This window comes from Amycolatopsis sp. TNS106 (assembly GCF_019330265.1).
GTDB classification, from domain to species: Bacteria; Actinomycetota; Actinomycetes; order Mycobacteriales; family Pseudonocardiaceae; genus Amycolatopsis; species Amycolatopsis lurida.
Genome location: NZ_CP024972.1, coordinates 1905200 through 1920768, shown reverse-complemented (window position 1 = coordinate 1920768; position 15569 = coordinate 1905200). Strand labels below are relative to the sequence as shown.

The 15569-nt window shown below is 68.7% G+C and carries 19 protein-coding genes; 7 read left to right on the top strand and 12 right to left on the bottom strand.

Translation table 11 applies throughout. The annotated features are described in order from the left end of the window. Positions 1–7: 7 nt before the first annotated feature. Together CVV72_RS08545 and CVV72_RS08540 are read left to right on the top strand one after the other, a co-directional pair. Entirely contained in the window at positions 8–613 is a 606-nt protein-coding gene (locus CVV72_RS08545; protein ID WP_219151858.1) for a TetR/AcrR family transcriptional regulator, read from the top strand. 124 nt (positions 614–737) lie between these two features. Then, positions 738–1460, top strand: coding sequence for a VanZ family protein (locus tag CVV72_RS08540; RefSeq protein ID WP_219151857.1), 723 nt, complete (start codon positions 738–740; stop codon positions 1458–1460). A 10-nt stretch (positions 1461–1470) separates the two neighbouring features. Here CVV72_RS08540 and CVV72_RS08535 read toward each other — a convergent pair whose 3' ends face one another. Then, the gene (locus CVV72_RS08535) at positions 1471–1926 is read right to left on the bottom strand and encodes a glycogen operon protein GlgX (RefSeq protein ID WP_219151856.1); all 456 of its coding nucleotides are present in this window, start codon (positions 1924–1926) and stop codon (positions 1471–1473) included. A gap of 102 nt (positions 1927–2028) precedes the next feature. On the opposite strand from CVV72_RS08535, the gene CVV72_RS08530 reads away from it, so the two are divergent. Next, positions 2029–2754, top strand: coding sequence for a TetR family transcriptional regulator (locus CVV72_RS08530; protein WP_219151855.1), 726 nt, complete (start codon positions 2029–2031; stop codon positions 2752–2754). A 188-nt stretch (positions 2755–2942) separates the two neighbouring features. On the opposite strand, the gene CVV72_RS08525 is transcribed toward CVV72_RS08530, so the two are convergent. Continuing rightward, the gene (locus tag CVV72_RS08525) at positions 2943–4046 is read right to left on the bottom strand and encodes an epoxide hydrolase family protein (protein WP_219151854.1); all 1104 of its coding nucleotides are present in this window, start codon (positions 4044–4046) and stop codon (positions 2943–2945) included. A gap of 90 nt (positions 4047–4136) precedes the next feature. Between CVV72_RS08525 and CVV72_RS08520 the strand changes: the two genes are divergently transcribed. Continuing rightward, a complete protein-coding gene (locus CVV72_RS08520) occupies positions 4137–4601 on the top strand; it encodes a MarR family winged helix-turn-helix transcriptional regulator (RefSeq protein WP_219151853.1) in 465 nt (154 codons plus the stop codon). On the opposite strand, the gene CVV72_RS08515 is transcribed toward CVV72_RS08520, so the two are convergent. Continuing rightward, positions 4598–5473: a LysR substrate-binding domain-containing protein gene (locus CVV72_RS08515; RefSeq protein ID WP_219151852.1), complete on the bottom strand. Its 876-nt coding sequence runs from the start codon at positions 5471–5473 to the stop codon at positions 4598–4600. The genes CVV72_RS08520 and CVV72_RS08515 overlap by 4 nt on opposite strands. 50 nt (positions 5474–5523) lie before the next feature. Beyond that, positions 5524–6279 carry an SDR family oxidoreductase gene (locus tag CVV72_RS08510; protein WP_219151851.1) on the bottom strand — a complete coding sequence of 252 codons (756 nt, stop codon included), beginning with the start codon at positions 6277–6279 and terminating at the stop codon, positions 5524–5526. 151 nt (positions 6280–6430) lie between these two features. Between CVV72_RS08510 and CVV72_RS08505 the strand changes: the two genes are divergently transcribed. Then, a complete protein-coding gene (locus tag CVV72_RS08505) occupies positions 6431–7651 on the top strand; it encodes a hypothetical protein (protein ID WP_255632588.1) in 1221 nt (406 codons plus the stop codon). Between the two features lie 160 nt (positions 7652–7811). Here CVV72_RS08505 and CVV72_RS08500 read toward each other — a convergent pair whose 3' ends face one another. The 3 genes from CVV72_RS08500 to CVV72_RS08490 form a co-directional block, all read right to left on the bottom strand. After that, on the bottom strand, positions 7812–8663 hold the full coding sequence (locus tag CVV72_RS08500) for a helix-turn-helix transcriptional regulator (protein ID WP_219151849.1): 852 nt from the start codon (positions 8661–8663) through the stop codon (positions 7812–7814). 57 nt (positions 8664–8720) lie between these two features. Further along, positions 8721–9524, bottom strand: coding sequence for an SDR family oxidoreductase (locus tag CVV72_RS08495; protein ID WP_219151848.1), 804 nt, complete (start codon positions 9522–9524; stop codon positions 8721–8723). A 125-nt stretch (positions 9525–9649) separates the two neighbouring features. Continuing rightward, positions 9650–10162: a CGNR zinc finger domain-containing protein gene (locus tag CVV72_RS08490; protein ID WP_219151847.1), complete on the bottom strand. Its 513-nt coding sequence runs from the start codon at positions 10160–10162 to the stop codon at positions 9650–9652. A 26-nt stretch (positions 10163–10188) separates the two neighbouring features. On the opposite strand from CVV72_RS08490, the gene CVV72_RS08485 reads away from it, so the two are divergent. Then, positions 10189–10377, top strand: a complete 189-nt coding sequence (locus CVV72_RS08485; RefSeq protein ID WP_034320545.1) for a hypothetical protein — start codon at positions 10189–10191, stop codon at positions 10375–10377. Here the strand turns inward: CVV72_RS08485 and CVV72_RS08480 are convergent. From CVV72_RS08480 to CVV72_RS08470, 3 genes are all read right to left on the bottom strand, one after another. Beyond that, a complete protein-coding gene (locus CVV72_RS08480; RefSeq protein WP_219151846.1) occupies positions 10368–11492 on the bottom strand; it encodes a tyrosine-type recombinase/integrase in 1125 nt (374 codons plus the stop codon). The two genes, CVV72_RS08485 and CVV72_RS08480, sit on opposite strands and share 10 nt — an antisense overlap. Before the next feature lie 139 nt (positions 11493–11631). Further along, complete coding sequence (locus CVV72_RS08475) at positions 11632–12060, bottom strand: nucleoside deaminase (protein WP_034320551.1); 429 nt, start codon at positions 12058–12060, stop codon at positions 11632–11634. Next, complete coding sequence (locus CVV72_RS08470) at positions 12057–12926, bottom strand: LLM class flavin-dependent oxidoreductase (RefSeq protein ID WP_219151845.1); 870 nt, start codon at positions 12924–12926, stop codon at positions 12057–12059. The genes CVV72_RS08475 and CVV72_RS08470 overlap by 4 nt, the downstream gene beginning before the upstream one ends. Positions 12927–13019: 93 nt before the next feature. Between CVV72_RS08470 and CVV72_RS08465 the strand changes: the two genes are divergently transcribed. Next, positions 13020–13466 (top strand): Lrp/AsnC family transcriptional regulator, encoded by a 447-nt coding sequence (locus CVV72_RS08465; protein ID WP_007034427.1) that lies wholly within the window; start codon positions 13020–13022, stop codon positions 13464–13466. Between the two features lie 26 nt (positions 13467–13492). Here CVV72_RS08465 and CVV72_RS08460 read toward each other — a convergent pair whose 3' ends face one another. Together CVV72_RS08460 and rox are read right to left on the bottom strand one after the other, a co-directional pair. Next, positions 13493–13873, bottom strand: coding sequence for a VOC family protein (locus CVV72_RS08460; RefSeq protein WP_255632586.1), 381 nt, complete (start codon positions 13871–13873; stop codon positions 13493–13495). A 68-nt stretch (positions 13874–13941) separates the two neighbouring features. Continuing rightward, a complete protein-coding gene (rox, locus tag CVV72_RS08455) occupies positions 13942–15369 on the bottom strand; it encodes a rifampin monooxygenase (RefSeq protein WP_219151843.1) in 1428 nt (475 codons plus the stop codon). Positions 15370–15569 lie beyond the last annotated feature (200 nt).

Sequence of the window (15569 nt, the reverse complement as noted above, 5' to 3'; positions counted from 1 at the left end):
GAGGCGTATGGGGCACCACGGATGGCGGGGCAACCCGCCCGGAACCGAGCGCGAGGCACGCCGCCGGATCGTCGAGGCGGCGACCGCCTGCATCGACCGGGTCGGCCTCGCCAAGACCAGCCTCTCCGACGTCGCCGCGGAAGCGGGCGTCACCCGGCAGACCGTCTACCGCTACTTCCCGAGCCTCGCCGACATCCTCAGCGCGGTCGCGCTGGATCGGGTCGAGGAGTTCGCCGGACGGATGGAACGGCATCTGGCCACGTTCGCCGACCCCGCCGAGGTCGCCGTGGAATCCGTGGTGTTCGGCGTCCGCGCGGTCCCCGACGAGCCATATCTGGGGCTGCTCCTGAAAGCGGGCGAGGCCGACGTCTTCACCGTGGCGGTCACTTCTTCGCAGTCGTTCGCGCTCGGCGCGCGGATCCTCCGGAACGTGCCGGTCGACTGGGCCACGGTGGGGGTCACGACCGACGAAGACTTCGAGGGCCTCGCCGAAATGCTGATGCGCCTGTTCCTGTCGTTCCTGCAGTACCCCTCGACACCGGCGCACACCGACGAGCAGTTGCGCGCCCTCGTCCGCCGGTGGATCGGCCCGGCGCTGACCGCACGGCCGTGACAATCGACGTCCGTGAAGTTTCAACGCGGATGGTAGTTATTCACCGACAATAGCCAGGGTTCTTGTCTGGTCTTCACGATCCTGCCACCCTCGCCGAAGACGATCATCGGCGAAAGGGGAGCGCATGGGATGGTGGTGGCAGGCGTTCTCCGACGTCGCACCGTGGTCGCTTCTCACCGCCGCGGCCGGTGCCGGCGTCGCCGCGTTCGCCGCGCGCCTTCGGGGAAACCGGCGCCGCCGGTCCGCGATCGCGCTGGATTTCGCTTTGCTGGCCTCGGTTTTCGCGGTACTTGCGATCGTGTTCGTGCCGGCGCCGGTACCAGGCCGCGGATCGCCGGTGAGCCTCCACCTGCTGGGTGATGTCGTGCCCGTGTTCGAGGGGCGGACGGATCTCGCCTTGGTCCAGCTGGCGGGCAACGTTCTGCTGCTGGCTCCGCTCGCGGTGCTGGCGCCGATGCGCTTCGACTGGGCGGGGCCGGTGTCCCGGATCGTCCTGGCGGCGTTCGCGGTGTCCGTGTCGATCGAATGCCTTCAGGTCTGGCAGGGCGCCGGACGGGTGGGTTCGCTGGATGATGTCTTGTGCAACACAGCCGGCGCCGCACTTGTGGCCTGGTGTGGAAGCCGGTGGCGAGGCAGGGCGACAGCCAGCGTCCGGGTGTGGCACCGCTCGGGAATCGAAGTCCGGCGTCCCGGCGCGGTGAACGCGCGCCGTGGACAACGGCTGATCGGCCGAGTGACCCTGAGCGATCTTCCGCCGCTGGCCGAAGGCGCGACTCTCGAGATCACCCTGTCCGAATCGGACGGTGGAGCGCTGCTCGTTTCCGCGCAGGCGTCGGTGGCGGCATGAGCCCCGTGCGCTACCGCGGCCGGACGCTCGCGAGGACGGCGTCCAGACTGGGCAGCCATCGCTGCCGGGGATCCGGTGCCGAGAGCCATTCCGCGTGCGCCTCGGCTCGGCCGGAGTCGGCGGGCAGGGGGAGCAGCGTGCCCCAGGCGAGGACTTCGACATGCTGCGGCAGCGAGTCCCGAGAAGGAAGCAGTCCGTCGGTCTCCGCGAGAATGGCCACCCGCGGACCCTGCTGCGTCAGTACCGTCAGGGCGGGGCCTCCGCATCCGGTGTCGGCGAGCCTGCCGAGGACCTCGGCGCCGTTGATCTTGGGCAGGGTCACCGCGCAGATCCCGCCTTCCAGCACCAGGAACGGCTGCGGGCCTCGCCATTTGAGGGACCAGCCGAAGAGCCGGCCGTAGAAGGCATCGCCCCGCGGGCGGATCGAACGGGACTCGACCGGGAGCACTTGGTGGTCCAGCGACATCGTCGGCGCCTTCCGAGCGGGGTGGGGGACGTGGTGCCCCAGGGACTCCGCACAGCCTAACGGCACTCAGTGCCACTAGCAAGCGGCTGCTACCGTCCGGCTATGACCGATTCGCCGCGCCGAGCGCCGGTGACCAGAGCCGGCGCGACCCCCGACGGGAGGCGCCGCCTGCGCCGCGCGCTCGCCGCGGCGGCGGTCGACCTGTTCGTGGCCAAGGGATACGAAGCCACGACGGTGGACGAGATCGCGGCCGCGGCTGGGGTGGGGCGCCGGACGTTCTTCCGGTACTTCGACGCCAAGGACGACGTGCTCTTCGCCAACCACGACGAGATCGTGGCCGAGATGGAGGAGACGTTCGCCGCCGCGGGCCCGGATCGTGATCCCGTCGAGGTGGCTTGCGAGGCCGTCGGCCTGGTCCTCGACTCCTATGCCGCGGAACTCGACGTGTCGCTCAAGCGGTTCACCCTGACGCGGACGGTGCCTTCCTTGCGGGACAAGGAAGTCGCGACCGTCGACCGCTACCAGCGCGTACTCGCCCGCTACCTGCGGGCGCGATTCACCGAACAGGGTGACGAGACGGCGAGCCTGCGAGCGGCCGTGGCCGCCGCGGCGATCGCGGCCGCCAACAACCACGTGCTCCGGCGTTGGCTGCGCAGTGGCGGAAAGGACGACATCGCCGCCAGCGCGGCGGAGGCCTTCGCCCTGGTGATCGACGCGTTCAAGGTCCAGGACGCCGCGCCCGAGACGACCATGGTCGCGGTGATGACCACGGCGACCCCTCTGCACGACGTGATCGCCAAGGTCAACGCCGCCTTGAACGAGCAGTAGGGGAGACCGCCTGGCACTCAGTGCCACGCCCATCGGCTCAGGGGAGGGGAGTGCGGCGGTCTCCGGACCCTTGGGCGGTGGGGGAGTGTGCCACCAGGAAGGCGGTCAAGGCCAGGCCCTCTGGCGGTACGGTGGATCCAGTAAAATGTATAACGGCCTATACGGCCCAGGAAACGGCAAAAATCCAGCTATTTTACTGAAAAACTCGCCCCGACGAGGCCGAGGAAGAATTCGCGGATGTCCGCGGCGAGCAGGTCCGGAACCTCCATCGCGGCGAAGTGGCCGCCACGTTCGAACTCCGACCAGTGCCTGATGTCGTACAGTCGCTCGGCCAGTGGCCGCACCGACTGCGTGATGTCGTGCGGGAGCACCGCGACGCCGAGCGGTACCCGGCAAGGAGTGTTTCCTCTGCCGGCGTCGTGGTGGAGTCGCGCGGACGAAGCCGCGGTCGCGGTCAGCCAATACAGCGAGATGTCGGTGAGCATCCGGTCGTCGCTGACCGGCGTGCGCGGATCTGTCCACTGCGCGAAGCGCTCGGCGATCCAGGCGAGCTGGCCGACGGGCGAGTCGGTCAACGCGTAGCCGATGGTCTGCGGGGTCGCCGCCTGCAGTGCCTGATACGGCGGGCGATTCGCCATGAGCCGCTTCACCTTCTCCAGGCGGGCTTCGTCCTGTTCGGACAGTTCGATGTCCGCGTCCGGATCCGGCCGGGTCGGCAGGTAGTTCACGTGCACCCCGACGACGTGCTCCGGCGCCACCGCGCCGAGTGCCGTCGAAATCCCGGAGCCGAAGTCGCCGCCTTGTGCGCCGTAGCGCTCGTACCCGAGGCGGCGCATCAGTTCGGCCCAAGTCCGGGCGATTCGCTCGGAGCTCCACCCTCGTTCGCGGGTCGGACCGGAGAAGCCGAAGCCGGGAATCGAGGGGATCACCAGGTGGAAGTCGCGCGAGAGCGGCTCGATCAGGTCGATGAACTCCAGGAACGAACCGGGCCAGCCGTGGGTGAGGACCAGTGCGAGCGCGTCCGGGTTCTCCGAGCGGACGTGGACGAAGTGGATGTTCTGGTCGTCGATCTCGGTGGTGAAGTGCGGAAGCTTGTTGAGTTCGGCCTCGTGGGCGCGCCAGTCGTACCCGGTTCGCCAGTATTCGGCGAGTTCCTGGAGGCGGGCGAGCGGGAATCCGTAGTCGAGGCCCGCGTCGGCGACCTCGTTGGGCCAGCGGGTGCGGGCCAGCCGGTCGGCGAGGTCGTCGAGATCTGCCTGAGGGATGTCGATGCGGAAGGGCTTGATCGTCACGAGATCTCCGATTCGTTGGGTCGCTAAACGTTTGGTAACCCAACAATACGGCAATCGTTCGGCTACCCAACGGTTCGTTAGACTCGTCACATGGAAAACCTCTCGGAGGAGCCGTGTGGCGGCTGGCGGAAGCTGCCCAGCTGGTTGCTCACGCAGACCGCCAACCACGCGCATCGCCTGGTGACCGACGGGTTCTCCGCCGTCGACGCCCGCGGCTACCACTACCGCGTGCTGGCGACACTGGACGAGTTCGGCCCCGCCAGTCAGGCGATGCTGGGACGTCGGAGCGGCATCCACGTGAGCGAGATGGTCGCGACGATCAACGAACTCGCCGAGCGTGAGCTGGTCGAGCGAGCCCCGGATCCGGCCGATCGGCGGCGCAACGTCATCTCACTGACCACCGCGGGCAGGCGACAGCTGCGGCGGCTGGAGAAACAGCTGGCCGAACGGCAGGACGAGCTGCTGGCGCCGCTTTCGGCCGACGAGCGGAAGCTGTTCACCGAGTTGCTGTCGAAGCTACTGGACCATCACGACCGGCGATGCGGCGAAGCCTAGAACTCCTGGGCGGAAGCCAGAAACGCTTGGCGTGCGTCGGAAGTGCTGTGCTGCGGCCAGAGGGCTTGCAGTGGCACGTGTACGGCAGGCCGCAGTTCCCTGACCTGGACGGCGCCGCCGGCCGCCGGCCCGGGTGACGCGGTCACGAACGCGACGCCTTCGGTGTCGAGGACTGCGGTGACCGGCGGCGTTCCCTGGATGGGGTTGCGGCGCACATGGGGTTCGAATCCCGCGTCGCGACAGAGGTTGACGAGCAGATCGGTGTATCCGGACCGGCCGGGATTTCCCCAGACGGTGATCTCCTCGCCGTCGAGGTCGGTCAATGCGAGGTACTCGCGCTCGGCGAGCCGGTGTCCGGTGGCGACCGCGACGTTGAGGCGCTGCCGGATCAGGGTGGTCCCGACCAAGCCGTGCGCGAGGGTCAGTGCGCGGCCGAGGCCGAGATCCAGTTGCCCGCCGAGCAGTTGTGCGACGAGTTCGTCGGGGTAGCGCTGGTTGACGTCGATGATCAGGTCGGGGTCGGTCTGATGTCTGCGCAGGAGGGTGGTGACCTCGTCGCCGGTGACGGCGGGGGTGTGGCCGACGCGGAGTCGTTCCGGTTCGCTGCGGCCGATACGCCTGGCGCGCCGGACGGCGGAGTCGGCGATGCCGTGCAGGAGGTGGGCGTCGGCGATCAGTGCCTGTCCGGCGGGGAGGACGGTGACCCCGGTGGCGCTCCGCTCGAGCAGGGGGACGCCGACTTCCCGTTCGAGCGTGCGCACCGAGGTCGACAGCGCCTGCTGGCTCAGGTGCAGCCGGGCCGCCGCACGGGTGAAGCTGCCTTCTTCGGCGACGGCGATGAGGTGGTTCAGCTTGTACAGGTCCAGGCCCACCCCGGGGTTCCCCTTCGTGTCCGGCTACGGCGTTTCGGCCAGCGTAAGGGTCAGCGGGTGGTGTAGCCGCCGTTGGGGAACATCGTCTGGCCGGTGAACCAGGCGCCGTCGGTGGCCAGGAACCGGATGATCGGCACGATGTCCTCGATCTTCGTGAGTCGTCCGCCCATGGCCTGGGACTTGTGGAATTCGACCCGCTCGGGTGTTTCCTGCGGGTAGAAGAACGGGGTGTCCATCGGGCCGGGTGCGACGACGTTGACCGAGATGCCGCGGTCGGCGAACTCCTTGGCGGCGGCCCTGGTGAAGTGCTCGAGCGGGGCTTTGCCGCCGGCGTAGGTGGAGTAGCCGTCGGTGAAGGCGGCCAGCAGGGAGGTGCCGAGGCTGATGATCTTGCCGTTGTCGGAGAGGCGTCGTCCGGCTTCCTGGATGAAGAAGTAGGCGGCTTTGGCGTTGACCGCGAACATGCGGTCGTAGTCCTCTTCGGTGGTTTCGAGGATGGGCTTGCGCAGGACCATGCCGGTGGTGTTGATCGCGATGTCGGCCCGGCCGAAGGTGTCGATGGCGGTGTCGAAGAGGCGGCGGACGTCGGATAGTGCGGTGAGGTCGCCTTGGACGGCGATGGCTTCGGCGCCCGCGCCGCGGACGGCTTCGACGGTCTTGTCGGCGTCGGCCGCGGAGGCGTCGCCGTGGTAGTGGACGACGATCTTGGCGCCGGCTTCGCCGAGGGTGGTGGAGAGGAGTCCGCCGAGGTTCTTCGCGCCGCCGGCGATGATCGCGACGGTGTCCTTGAGGTTCTGTTCGCTCATGGCTTCGAACGTAGGAGCCGGGGGCGGTGGCTGGGAAACACAAGATCGAGGTGGGGTCACAAGCCTGGTTTGTGGCCTTTGCCACCTGCGCGCAGCCGGGAATCTTCGGGATCGAACGGCGAGCTGACTCCGCATTGTGGACACTCTGAGCGTGCTCCGAGAAGTCGACGACCTTGATCAGCCCGCCGCTCCCGAGAAGGCGCCCCGGCAGGGGCGTCCGGCGCGTGTGTTCGAGAGAGCTCTCGACAGACTGGCGTGGTCGCCTTATCCGAGGGCGATCCTGTTGTATCTCGTGATCCGGACGGCGAGTGTCCAGTTGCTCGATCTGCTGGCCGCCCGGCGTGGTGCCACGTTGACCGATCGGCTGACGGCGTGGGACGGGCAGTGGTATCTGCGGCTGGCGGTGCACGGGTACGCGGATCTGCCGGGGACGCTGGACGCGGCGCGGCAGCCGTATTCGGACGCGCCGATGGCGTTCTTCCCGTTGTATCCGAAGCTCGTCGCTGCGGTGATGTGGCTCGGGCCGGATGTGGTGACGGCGGCGTTGACGGTGTCGGTGCTGGCCGGTCTGGTGCTGGCGTGCGGGTTGATCCGGATCGGGCGGGCGGTTTCGCCGGAACGGGGCGACCGGACCGGGTTGCTGCTCGTGGCGTTGTGGGCCGGGGCGCCGATGGCGATCGTGTTCTCGATGGCTTACACGGAAGCGGTGTTCTGCGCGTTCGCGGTGTGGTCGCTGGTGGGTGTGCTGGAGCGGCGTTGGATGCTGGCGGGTCTGTGCGCTTTCGCGGCCGGGTTGTCGAGGTCGACGGCGGTGGTGCTGGTCGCGGTGGTCGTGGTGGCGGCGCTGGTCGCGGTCTTCCGGCGTGCCGAGAAGCGCTGGTGGGCGTTGGCGGGTGCGGCAGTGGCTCCGCTGGGGGTCGCCGGGTATCTGGGGTTCGTCGCGTACCGGACCGGGAGTTGGACCGGCTGGCAGGACATCGAGTTGCGGGGCTGGAACACCGAGTTCGACTTCGGTGCGGAGACCGCGGATTCGGTGCTGGCGCGGCTGACGGGGGACGAGTCGGTGTTCAGCACGCTGACGGTGTTGCTGCTGCTGGGTGCGGTGGCGCTGGTGCTGGTGGCGGCGTTCCTCCGGGTGCCGTGGCCGCTGACGCTGTACGGGGCCGGGGTGCTGTTGCTGGCGATCGGTACGCGGGGGTTGCCGGATGCGAAGATCCGGTTCATCCTGCCCGCTTTCCCGGTGCTGGTGCCGATCGCGATCGGGTTGTCGAAGCGGCGGACGGTCACGGCGGTGGCGGCCGCGGTGGCGTGGGTGGTGCTGGGCGCGTGGTTCTCGGCGCACGCCCTGACTGCGTGGCGGTACGCGATCTAGGCGGTGTCCGGTAAGTCTGTTCGATGGGCTTCGTGATCCAGGTGGTTCCTGACAGTGCGGGCGGATCGGCCTCGTACCGGGTCGTACTCGGCCGCATCCGCCCGTGCCGTCAGGGACCACCTGGGCGCGAAGACCGCGAACACGACTTGCAGGACAGCGCCTAAGCGGTTTGGGTGGCCGCCCACGACGCCAGGAGCGCCAATTTGTCTGCGGTCGGTGTGCCCGCGGGTGCGGTGTGGACGTTCAGGTGCAGGCTGGGTTCGGCGGCCAGTTCCCAGGGCTCGACGTCCAGGTCGAGTTGGCCCACGATCGGGTGTCGCACACGCTTCCGGCCGGGCCGGTGCAATCGCACGTCCTGAGACGCCCACTGCCGCCGGAATGGCTCACTGCACGTCGACAGTTCGCCGACCAAGGCGATCAGCTCCTCATCGTGTGGGTTGCGGCCGGCCTCCATGCGGAGCTTCGTGGCCACGGCACTGGCGACTTGTTCGTAGTCGACGAAGAATTCTCGGGCGGCCTCGGGGTTCAGATAGAGGAACCGCGCCGTGTTCGCGGGCCGTCGCGGGTCGGCCAGCACCGGTGCGTACAGCGCGCGAGCGAGGTGGTTCGTGGCGAGCACGTCGTAACGGCCGTTGCCGATCAAGGCCGGCGCATCGGAGATCGCGTCGAGAACCTGCTGCAGCGTCGAGCGCACCGTCACGGTGGACCGGCGCCGGCGTGGGCCGGATCGGCGCGCGAGGTGAAACAGGTGCTGGCGCTCCGCCTCGTCGAGCTGCAAGGCGGAGGCCAATGCCTCGAGCACGCCGTCGGAAGCGCCGGCGAGGCCGCCGCGCTCCATGCGCACGTAGTAGTCGACCGATACCCCGGCCAGTAGCGCTACTTCTTCGCGGCGCAGACCTTTGACCCGACGGTTGCCGCCGTAGGCGGTCAGGCCCGCCTGCGCGGGGGTGATGCGGGCTCGCCGCGAGCTGAGGAACTCCCGGATATCGGCGCGTGGATCCATCGTGGCCATTCCCTCACCGTAAGCCTGCCCCGCCGCCGGAGGGAGGCACTGCGGGTACCCCGACGGCTAGGTTCCCGATGCGGTCGTCGCGATGCCGCCGTCCACCGGGATGACGGAACCCGTGAGGTAGGACCCGGCCCGGCCGGCGAGGAACACGGCGATGCCCGCCATGTCGTCGTCGCGGCCCAGCCGTCGCAGAGGGGTCTTCGCCGCGATCGAGTCGCCGATGGCATCGATCGTGGCCGCCATCATCTGCGACGGGAACACTCCCGGGGCTACCGCGTTCACCGTGATGTGGTGTGGGCCGAGTTCCCTGGCCAGCACCCTGGTGAGTTGGTGGAGTGCCGCTTTGCTGCTGGCGTAGGAGTAGTTGGGTGACTCGGCGACGTGGATGGCGGCGATACTGCCGATGTTGATGATCCGCGCGGGATCATCCGCGGTGCCCGCCCCGCGCAGTGCGGGCAGCAGCGCCTGCACCAGCCAGAACGGCGACTTGAGGTTGAGGTCGAGCACGGCGTCCCATGCCTCGTCCGGGAACGTCTCCAGCGGCTCGCGCCACATCGCTCCCGCGTTGTTGACGAGGATGTCGAGGTGTGCCGATTCGCCCTTGACGAGATCGGCGAGGCGTTGACACTCGTCGCGCCTGGACAGGTCGGCGGGGATCGCTTGAACGTCGCCGAATTCGGCCAGTAGACGCTGCGCCTCCGCGCACGCGTCCGGGTTGCGTGAGCTGACGACGACGCGAGCGCCTGCTTGGAGGAGGCCGCGCGCGATCATCATCCCGATGCCCCTGGTGCCGCCGGTGACGAGGGCATTCTTCCCGCGCAAATCGAATAGTTCCGGGTGAGCGGTGACTTGTTCGTCCGCCATTGGTCTCCGTACCTTTTGTCGTGATTCCGGGCTTCTCCGGGCTCGATCCAAGGTTGACCGGCGTTTTGGACGTCTGGGAGACCCGGGTGATACAGGTACCGGGAGAACCCCTCGGTGAACGCGTGCTAGCTCGCTTGCCGGTTCCGGTGGTCGGCGACGTGGACCCTGGTCGCGCAGCGGGTGGAGCAGAATCGACGGCGGCCGTTGCGGGAGATGTCGACGTAGACCGTTTCGCAGCCTTCGCGTGAGCAGACGCCGAAGCGGTCCGGGGCGTCACAGACGAGGTGTGCGAGTCCGCCCGCGGTGTAGGCACGGACGCGGGACGCGGTGCCTGCTTGCGCGTCGACGTAGTGCAGGTGGGGTGCCTTGCCGTCGTGGGTGGAGATGTAGGGCTTGGACGCGGAATCGTGGAGCAGTGCGTTGACCAGGTCGACGCGGGTGGCCGGGTCCGCTTCGAAGACGTCCCGGAGCCGCTTGGTCCAGGCGATGATCTCGGTCGATTCGTGGTCCTTCACGGCGGCGACGGTCATGCGGTCGCGGAAGATCGTGGTCAGCGTGGCCGGGTCGGCGGCGTCCCCGAGGTTGACCAGGTCGGCGGCGATCTGTGCCGCCGCGCCGCCGTAAGGGTTGAAGTGCATTGACTCATTACAGCACGATCGGGGGCATGGAAGCGAACGAATGCCCGCGGTGCGGCTGGCCGCTGGCCGAACTGCCTGGAAGCGCGACGAGGTCCCAGCGGGTTTCCCAGGGGAGGCTTGAGTACGTCCGGTGTCTGTGCGGGAGCTGGCTCGCGCGGGTCGACGGTGTGGTGATCGGGGCGACGAAGTCCCAGCTGGGGCAGGCTCAGCTTTGACGGTGACGCGCGTCGGCGAGCAGTTGCGCGAGCGCGTGCACGGGAGAGGTCTCCAGTTTGTGGCGGTGCGCGTCGTAGCGGTCGCGGGTGGTGCGGATGTCGGCGTGTCCCAGCAGGTCCTGGACCTTCTGGACCGGGACGTCGTTGGCCAGCAACAGGGTTCCCGTGGTGCGCCGCGCGGTGTGCGGGGAGATGGTGTTCGCTTCGGCGAGTCCGGCGGCACGGGCCTGTGCCCGTAGGAGGAACCAGACATCTCGCTGCGCCAGCGGTTTCCCGCCGGCTTTGGTGCTGTCGTAGCGGTGGGGCATGGTCGCGAGCAGCGGCCCGGTCAGCTCATCGGGGCGGACGCCGGTGCGCGCGGCGCGCAGCTCGAGGTAGCGGCGCAGCGGGTGCTGCGCGGCGGGCACGAGCGGGACGAAGTCGCGGTGGCCGCCCTTGGCGGTGTATCGCAGGATCGTGTGCCCGGAGTCGGTGTCGAGGTCCTGCACGGTGGCGGTGGTGAGGCCGGAGACGCGCAGGCCGGTGTAGAACAGGATCGCGACGACGGCGGCGTCGCGCCAGGACGGTTCGGTGTCGTTCGCGCGGGCCCGCTTCTCCATGTGGTTCAGCAGTTTCGCCGTCGACTCGCCGCCGAGCGCCGGCAGCGGCGGGGTCTTGCCGGTCTTGGGCCGGTTGACCGCGGAGACCGGGTTGCGGTCGGCGATGTCGTTGGACTGCAGGTACCGGTACCAGCTGGAGATTCCGGCGAGAGTGCGGGCGACCGTGGAGTCCGCGGCGGGCCGGGGCAGACCGTCCTTGCCGGTGACGGTCAGGGTGTTCTTCCACGCGTCGACGTCGGCGCGGCGCGCCATGAGCGGGTCGAGCCCGGTGCGGGCGCACCAGCCGAGCCAGGCAGACAGGTCGGCGTAGTAGGCGCGGCGGGTGTGGTCGGTCTTGTCGGTCTCGAGCCAGAGCGTGGTGATGTGCCGGATCGCGTACCGGTCGAGCGGGTCGGCAGGAGGAAGCGCGGGCAGCAGCGCGACGGCTTCGGCGAGGATCCGCCGCCGGTTCTCGGGCCTGGTCTCCGGAAGGCGGGCCGGTGGTTCCGGCGCGGTGGGCACGAGTTCGGCGGACATCGTGATCATCTTAGGCGCCTGACCGCGAAGTCCCCCTCCACGACCCGCGAGTCCGTGAGGGCCTCCTTGAGGGACCCAGAGTCCCTCAAGGAGGCCCTCACGGACTTCGGGCGGACAAGACGCGGCTGGCCCTGACCGCTCACGAGGTGTAGTAGCCCTCGACGGGGACACGGGCCTCGTCGTACAGCGCCGGCCCCTCCAGCCGAACGGGCGGCGCGGTGACGGGCGGTTTGAGCGCGGTGACCTGTTCGCCGGAGAGGGCGAACACGACCTTGCCCAGGCCGGAGCGTTCGATGGCGCCCTGGCACATCCCGCACGGTTGGCAGCTGGTGTACATGGTGGTCTTCGCGGCGACGGCGGGTTCGAGTTCGCGGGCGGCCCACACGGCGAGTTTCAGCTCCGGGTGCAGGCTGATGTCCGATTGCGACACCGAGGTGTTGTGGTCTTCGGCCAGCACCGTGCCGTCGGGGCCGACGAGCAGCGAGCCGAAGGGCGGGTCGCCGTCCTTGCGGGATTTCGCGGCCAGTTCGATGGCGCGGCGGAGGAACTTCTCGTCTTCTTCGGTCATCGTCGGTCCTGTTCGGTTCGGTAGCGGCCCAGTTCCCAGTGTGCGGCCACGGTCGCCAGTGCCTGCCAGGCGGCTTCCGGGCGGAGGGTCTCCTCGGGATCGCCGGAGAACGGATCGAGCACGACCGTCTCGGCGCCGAGGTTGCGAAGGTGGTCGAGGTCGTCGACGATCTGCTCGATCGTGCCTTCCCCGGCGGGGCGATCGGGGCCGGTGACCGGGTTTTCGGTGACGTTGAGCAGGATCCGCGGGGCGAACGCGGGGACCGGCCGGTCGTGGGCGTCGGCGATGGTCTTGACCCTGGTGAGCGCTTCGGTGAGCCAGGGGAGGGTGGTCCGCAGCGGGTGCCAGGCGTCCCCGATCCGGACGGCGCGGCGGATTCCGGCGTCGCTGTTGCCGCCGACCCAGATCGGGATGTCGCCGGCGCGGTAGTCGGCGTCGTCGGCCCACGCCTTCCGGACGGCGTCGAGGTGGCCGTCGGTCAGCCGTCCCCGTTGCTCGAACGGGACGTCGAGTGCTTCGAACTCCTGACGGGCCCAGCCTGAGGCGACGCCGAGCACGAGCCGCCCGCCGCTGAGCTGGTTCAGGTTCGCGGCCATGCGGGCGATGAGCAGGGGATGCCGGTACGGGACGATGAGCACGGTGGTGCCCAGCCGGATCCGGTCGGTCACGCCGGCGAGCCACGACAGCGTCGTGAACGGTTCGTAGAACGGAGCCGGGTACTGCTCGGCTACGTCGGGGGTGATGGCGACGTGGTCGGACACCATGAGCAGGTCGTAGCCGAGGCCTTCGACCGTGGTGGCCCAGCCGCGGAGGATCCCGGGGTCGGTCCCCGGTCCGAAATTCGGGACGTTGACACCTATTCGCACAGGTCAAGGCTATCGGCGGGAGCCGAATCCCGGGAAGGGATCTTTCCCGGCGTATGACCCTCTCCGCCGTGGATCTGCCGGTATTCTCCCCCGATGGCCGAGACTCTCGACGCGACGGACTGGGCGATCCTGGTCGAGCTTCAGAAGGACGGGCGCCTTCCGCTCACCGAGCTGGGGAAGCGGGTGAGCTTGAGCGCGTCGGCGACGACGGAACGGGTCAAGCGGCTGGAGTCGGCCGGGGTGATCACCGGTTATCGCGCCGAGGTCGATCTGGAGAAGGCCGGGTACGTGGTGCTCGCGGTGGTGCGGTTGAAGTACCCGGGCAGCAAGCACGCGCCCTTGCACAAGCTCCTGGCCGAGCGGACCGAGATCCTCGAATGCCTCCGCACGACCGGTGACGACTGCTATTCGCTGAAGATCGCGGCGCCGTCGATGGGGCGGCTGGAGGAGATCGTCAACGAGCTCGCGCTCTTCGGCAGCACGAACACCAACATCGTCTACAACCAGACGTTGCCCTACCGGGGACCGCAGGGCCCGTGACCACGGCGGTCACGGGCCCTGCGGGATCACGCGGTCTCCCAGAGCCCCATGACATTGCCTTCCGGATCCTTGAAGTAGGCGGCGAAACCCATGTCGCCGACCGCGGTCCGGCCGACGAGGGTCGCGCCGCCTTGCTTCTCGACGACCGCGAGTGTGTCGTCGATGCCTTCGACGTCGAGCACGATCACCGGGCCCGAAGCGGGGCTGAGTTCCTTGGCCAGCATCCCGCCGTTGATGAACCCCGGCTCCTCGGGCATGCCGGTCTCGGCGGTCGGCCCCGAAGTGACCATGGTGTAGTCCATCCCCGGCATCGTGTCGGTCTTCCAGCCGAAGACCTCGCGGTAGAAGCCGCGTGCGCGATCGCCGTCCTCGAACGGAATCTCGAAATGCACCACCCGTCCGGCCATGGTCATCAACTCCTGTCGTGGCAGCGGGTTCGGAACGCCCTCAGCCAATAGCCGCCGTCCTGGGCGCGCTAGAGGACTTCGCCCTCTCCGAACCAGCGGCGCAAGGCATCGACGAGCCCTTGCCGATCTTCGCCCGCCCACGCCACGTGACCGTCCGGCCGCAACAGGACGGCCGGTACGTCGAGGTCCTCGCTGACGTCGACGACGTGATCGACCCGATCCGACCAGCCCTGGACCGACAGCGCGCCGGTTTGGTCGAGCAGCAGACCCCGGCCGCCGCGGGTCAGCCCGTAGAGATGTCCCCGTCCGAGCTCCAGGTCCCGCATCCGGCGGCCGAGAAGCTCGTGCCCTTCTCCGAAGTCGTAGCGGATCGCGGTCGCGGTGATCTTCTCGGTCAGGAACCGGCTCACGTCCTCGAAGTCCATGAGTTCCGCCAGCAGCCGCCGGACCGCCTGGGAGCCCGGATCGAGTGCCATCAGCTGCATCTGCGCACGGGTGTTGTCCAGCACCGCTGCGGCCACCGGATGCCGTTCGGTGTGGTAGGTGTCCAGCAGATCCTCCGGTGCCCAGCCGTTGACCGCGGCGGCCAGTTTCCAGCCGAGGTTGAAGGCGTCCTGGACACCGAGGTTGAGCCCCTGTCCGCCGACCGGCGGATGGATGTGCGCCGCGTCGCCCGCCAGGAACACACGCCCGTCCCGGTAGCGCTCAGCCAAGCGGGTGGCGTCGCCGAAACGGGAGAGCCAGCGCGGTGAGTGCACGCCGAAATCGCTGCCCGCGACGGCTTTGAGCTGTCGTTTGACCTCGTCGAAGGTCGGCGGGATCCGTGGGTCGTCGGCCAGGCCCTCGGCCGGCACGCCGACCCGGTAGGCCCCGTCGCCGATGGGGGAGAGGCCGAAGCGCAACTGGGTCTTGCGGACTTCGGTCATCACGGCGAGCACGGTTTCCCAGTCCTCGGTCAGTTCCATCTCGCCCAGCAGGGTCTCGGCGGTGGCGGGTTCTCCGGGGAAGCCGATCCCGACGAGTTTGCGCACCGTGCTGCGCCCACCGTCGCAGCCGACGAGGTATCGCGAGCGCAACCTCGTGCCGTCGGCCAGTTCGACGTCCACCCCGTCCTCGTCCTGGCTCAGGCCGGCCAGTTCGCTGCCACGCCGGATCTCGACGCCCATTTCGGCGGCATGGTCGATCAGCAGCCGATCGGTGACGGTCTGCGGGATGCCGAGGATGTAGGCGTGCGCGCTGTCCAGCGGCGGCGCCGATTTCCGGATACCCGCGAAGGAGCCGCCGACCGGGTACTTCGTTCCGTTCTCGAGGAACCGCTCCAGCAGGCCACGCTGGTCCATCACCTCGATGCTGCGCGCGTGCAGACCCATGGAGCGGACGACCTTGGTCTGCTCCAGGTCCTTCTCCACGACGACCACACGGACGCCGTGCAGCCGCAGTTCGGCGCCCAGCATCATGCCGGTCGGTCCGCCGCCCGCGATGATCACGTCGATCAAGAGTTCCCCCGTTTGTCGAGCTCGTGCCGGTACGGCGGGGGATTCTGCGGCATGCCCGGGGTCTTGCCGCAAGCCCCTGGGTGCGCTATATGTTGGAAGTGGCAGGGAGAGTCGATCTCTCTGCCGTTGTCATTTCACCCCCGTTTTGCGCTTTGAGTCAGCCGCGACCCATGGCGAACATGTTCGTCACGAACATGTTC

Bases quoted from the DNA above. Each gene is read 5' to 3' on its own strand.
- CVV72_RS08545 (WP_219151858.1), top strand. From the start codon at position 8: ATGGGGCACCACGGATGGCGGGGCAACCCGCCCGGAACCGAGCGCGAG.
- CVV72_RS08540 (WP_219151857.1), top strand. From the start codon at position 738: ATGGGATGGTGGTGGCAGGCGTTCTCCGACGTCGCACCGTGGTCGCTT.
- CVV72_RS08535 (WP_219151856.1), bottom strand. From the start codon at position 1,926: ATGTCGCTGGACCACCAAGTGCTCCCGGTCGAGTCCCGTTCGATCCGC.
- CVV72_RS08530 (WP_219151855.1), top strand. From the start codon at position 2,029: ATGACCGATTCGCCGCGCCGAGCGCCGGTGACCAGAGCCGGCGCGACC.
- CVV72_RS08520 (WP_219151853.1), top strand. From the start codon at position 4,137: ATGGAAAACCTCTCGGAGGAGCCGTGTGGCGGCTGGCGGAAGCTGCCC.
- CVV72_RS08510 (WP_219151851.1), bottom strand. From the start codon at position 6,279: ATGAGCGAACAGAACCTCAAGGACACCGTCGCGATCATCGCCGGCGGC.
- CVV72_RS08500 (WP_219151849.1), bottom strand. From the start codon at position 8,663: ATGGCCACGATGGATCCACGCGCCGATATCCGGGAGTTCCTCAGCTCG.
- CVV72_RS08495 (WP_219151848.1), bottom strand. From the start codon at position 9,524: ATGGCGGACGAACAAGTCACCGCTCACCCGGAACTATTCGATTTGCGC.
- CVV72_RS08490 (WP_219151847.1), bottom strand. From the start codon at position 10,162: ATGCACTTCAACCCTTACGGCGGCGCGGCGGCACAGATCGCCGCCGAC.
- CVV72_RS08485 (WP_034320545.1), top strand. From the start codon at position 10,189: ATGGAAGCGAACGAATGCCCGCGGTGCGGCTGGCCGCTGGCCGAACTG.
- CVV72_RS08480 (WP_219151846.1), bottom strand. From the start codon at position 11,492: ATGTCCGCCGAACTCGTGCCCACCGCGCCGGAACCACCGGCCCGCCTT.
- CVV72_RS08475 (WP_034320551.1), bottom strand. From the start codon at position 12,060: ATGACCGAAGAAGACGAGAAGTTCCTCCGCCGCGCCATCGAACTGGCC.
- CVV72_RS08465 (WP_007034427.1), top strand. From the start codon at position 13,020: ATGGCCGAGACTCTCGACGCGACGGACTGGGCGATCCTGGTCGAGCTT.
- CVV72_RS08460 (WP_255632586.1), bottom strand. From the start codon at position 13,873: ATGGCCGGACGGGTGGTGCATTTCGAGATTCCGTTCGAGGACGGCGAT.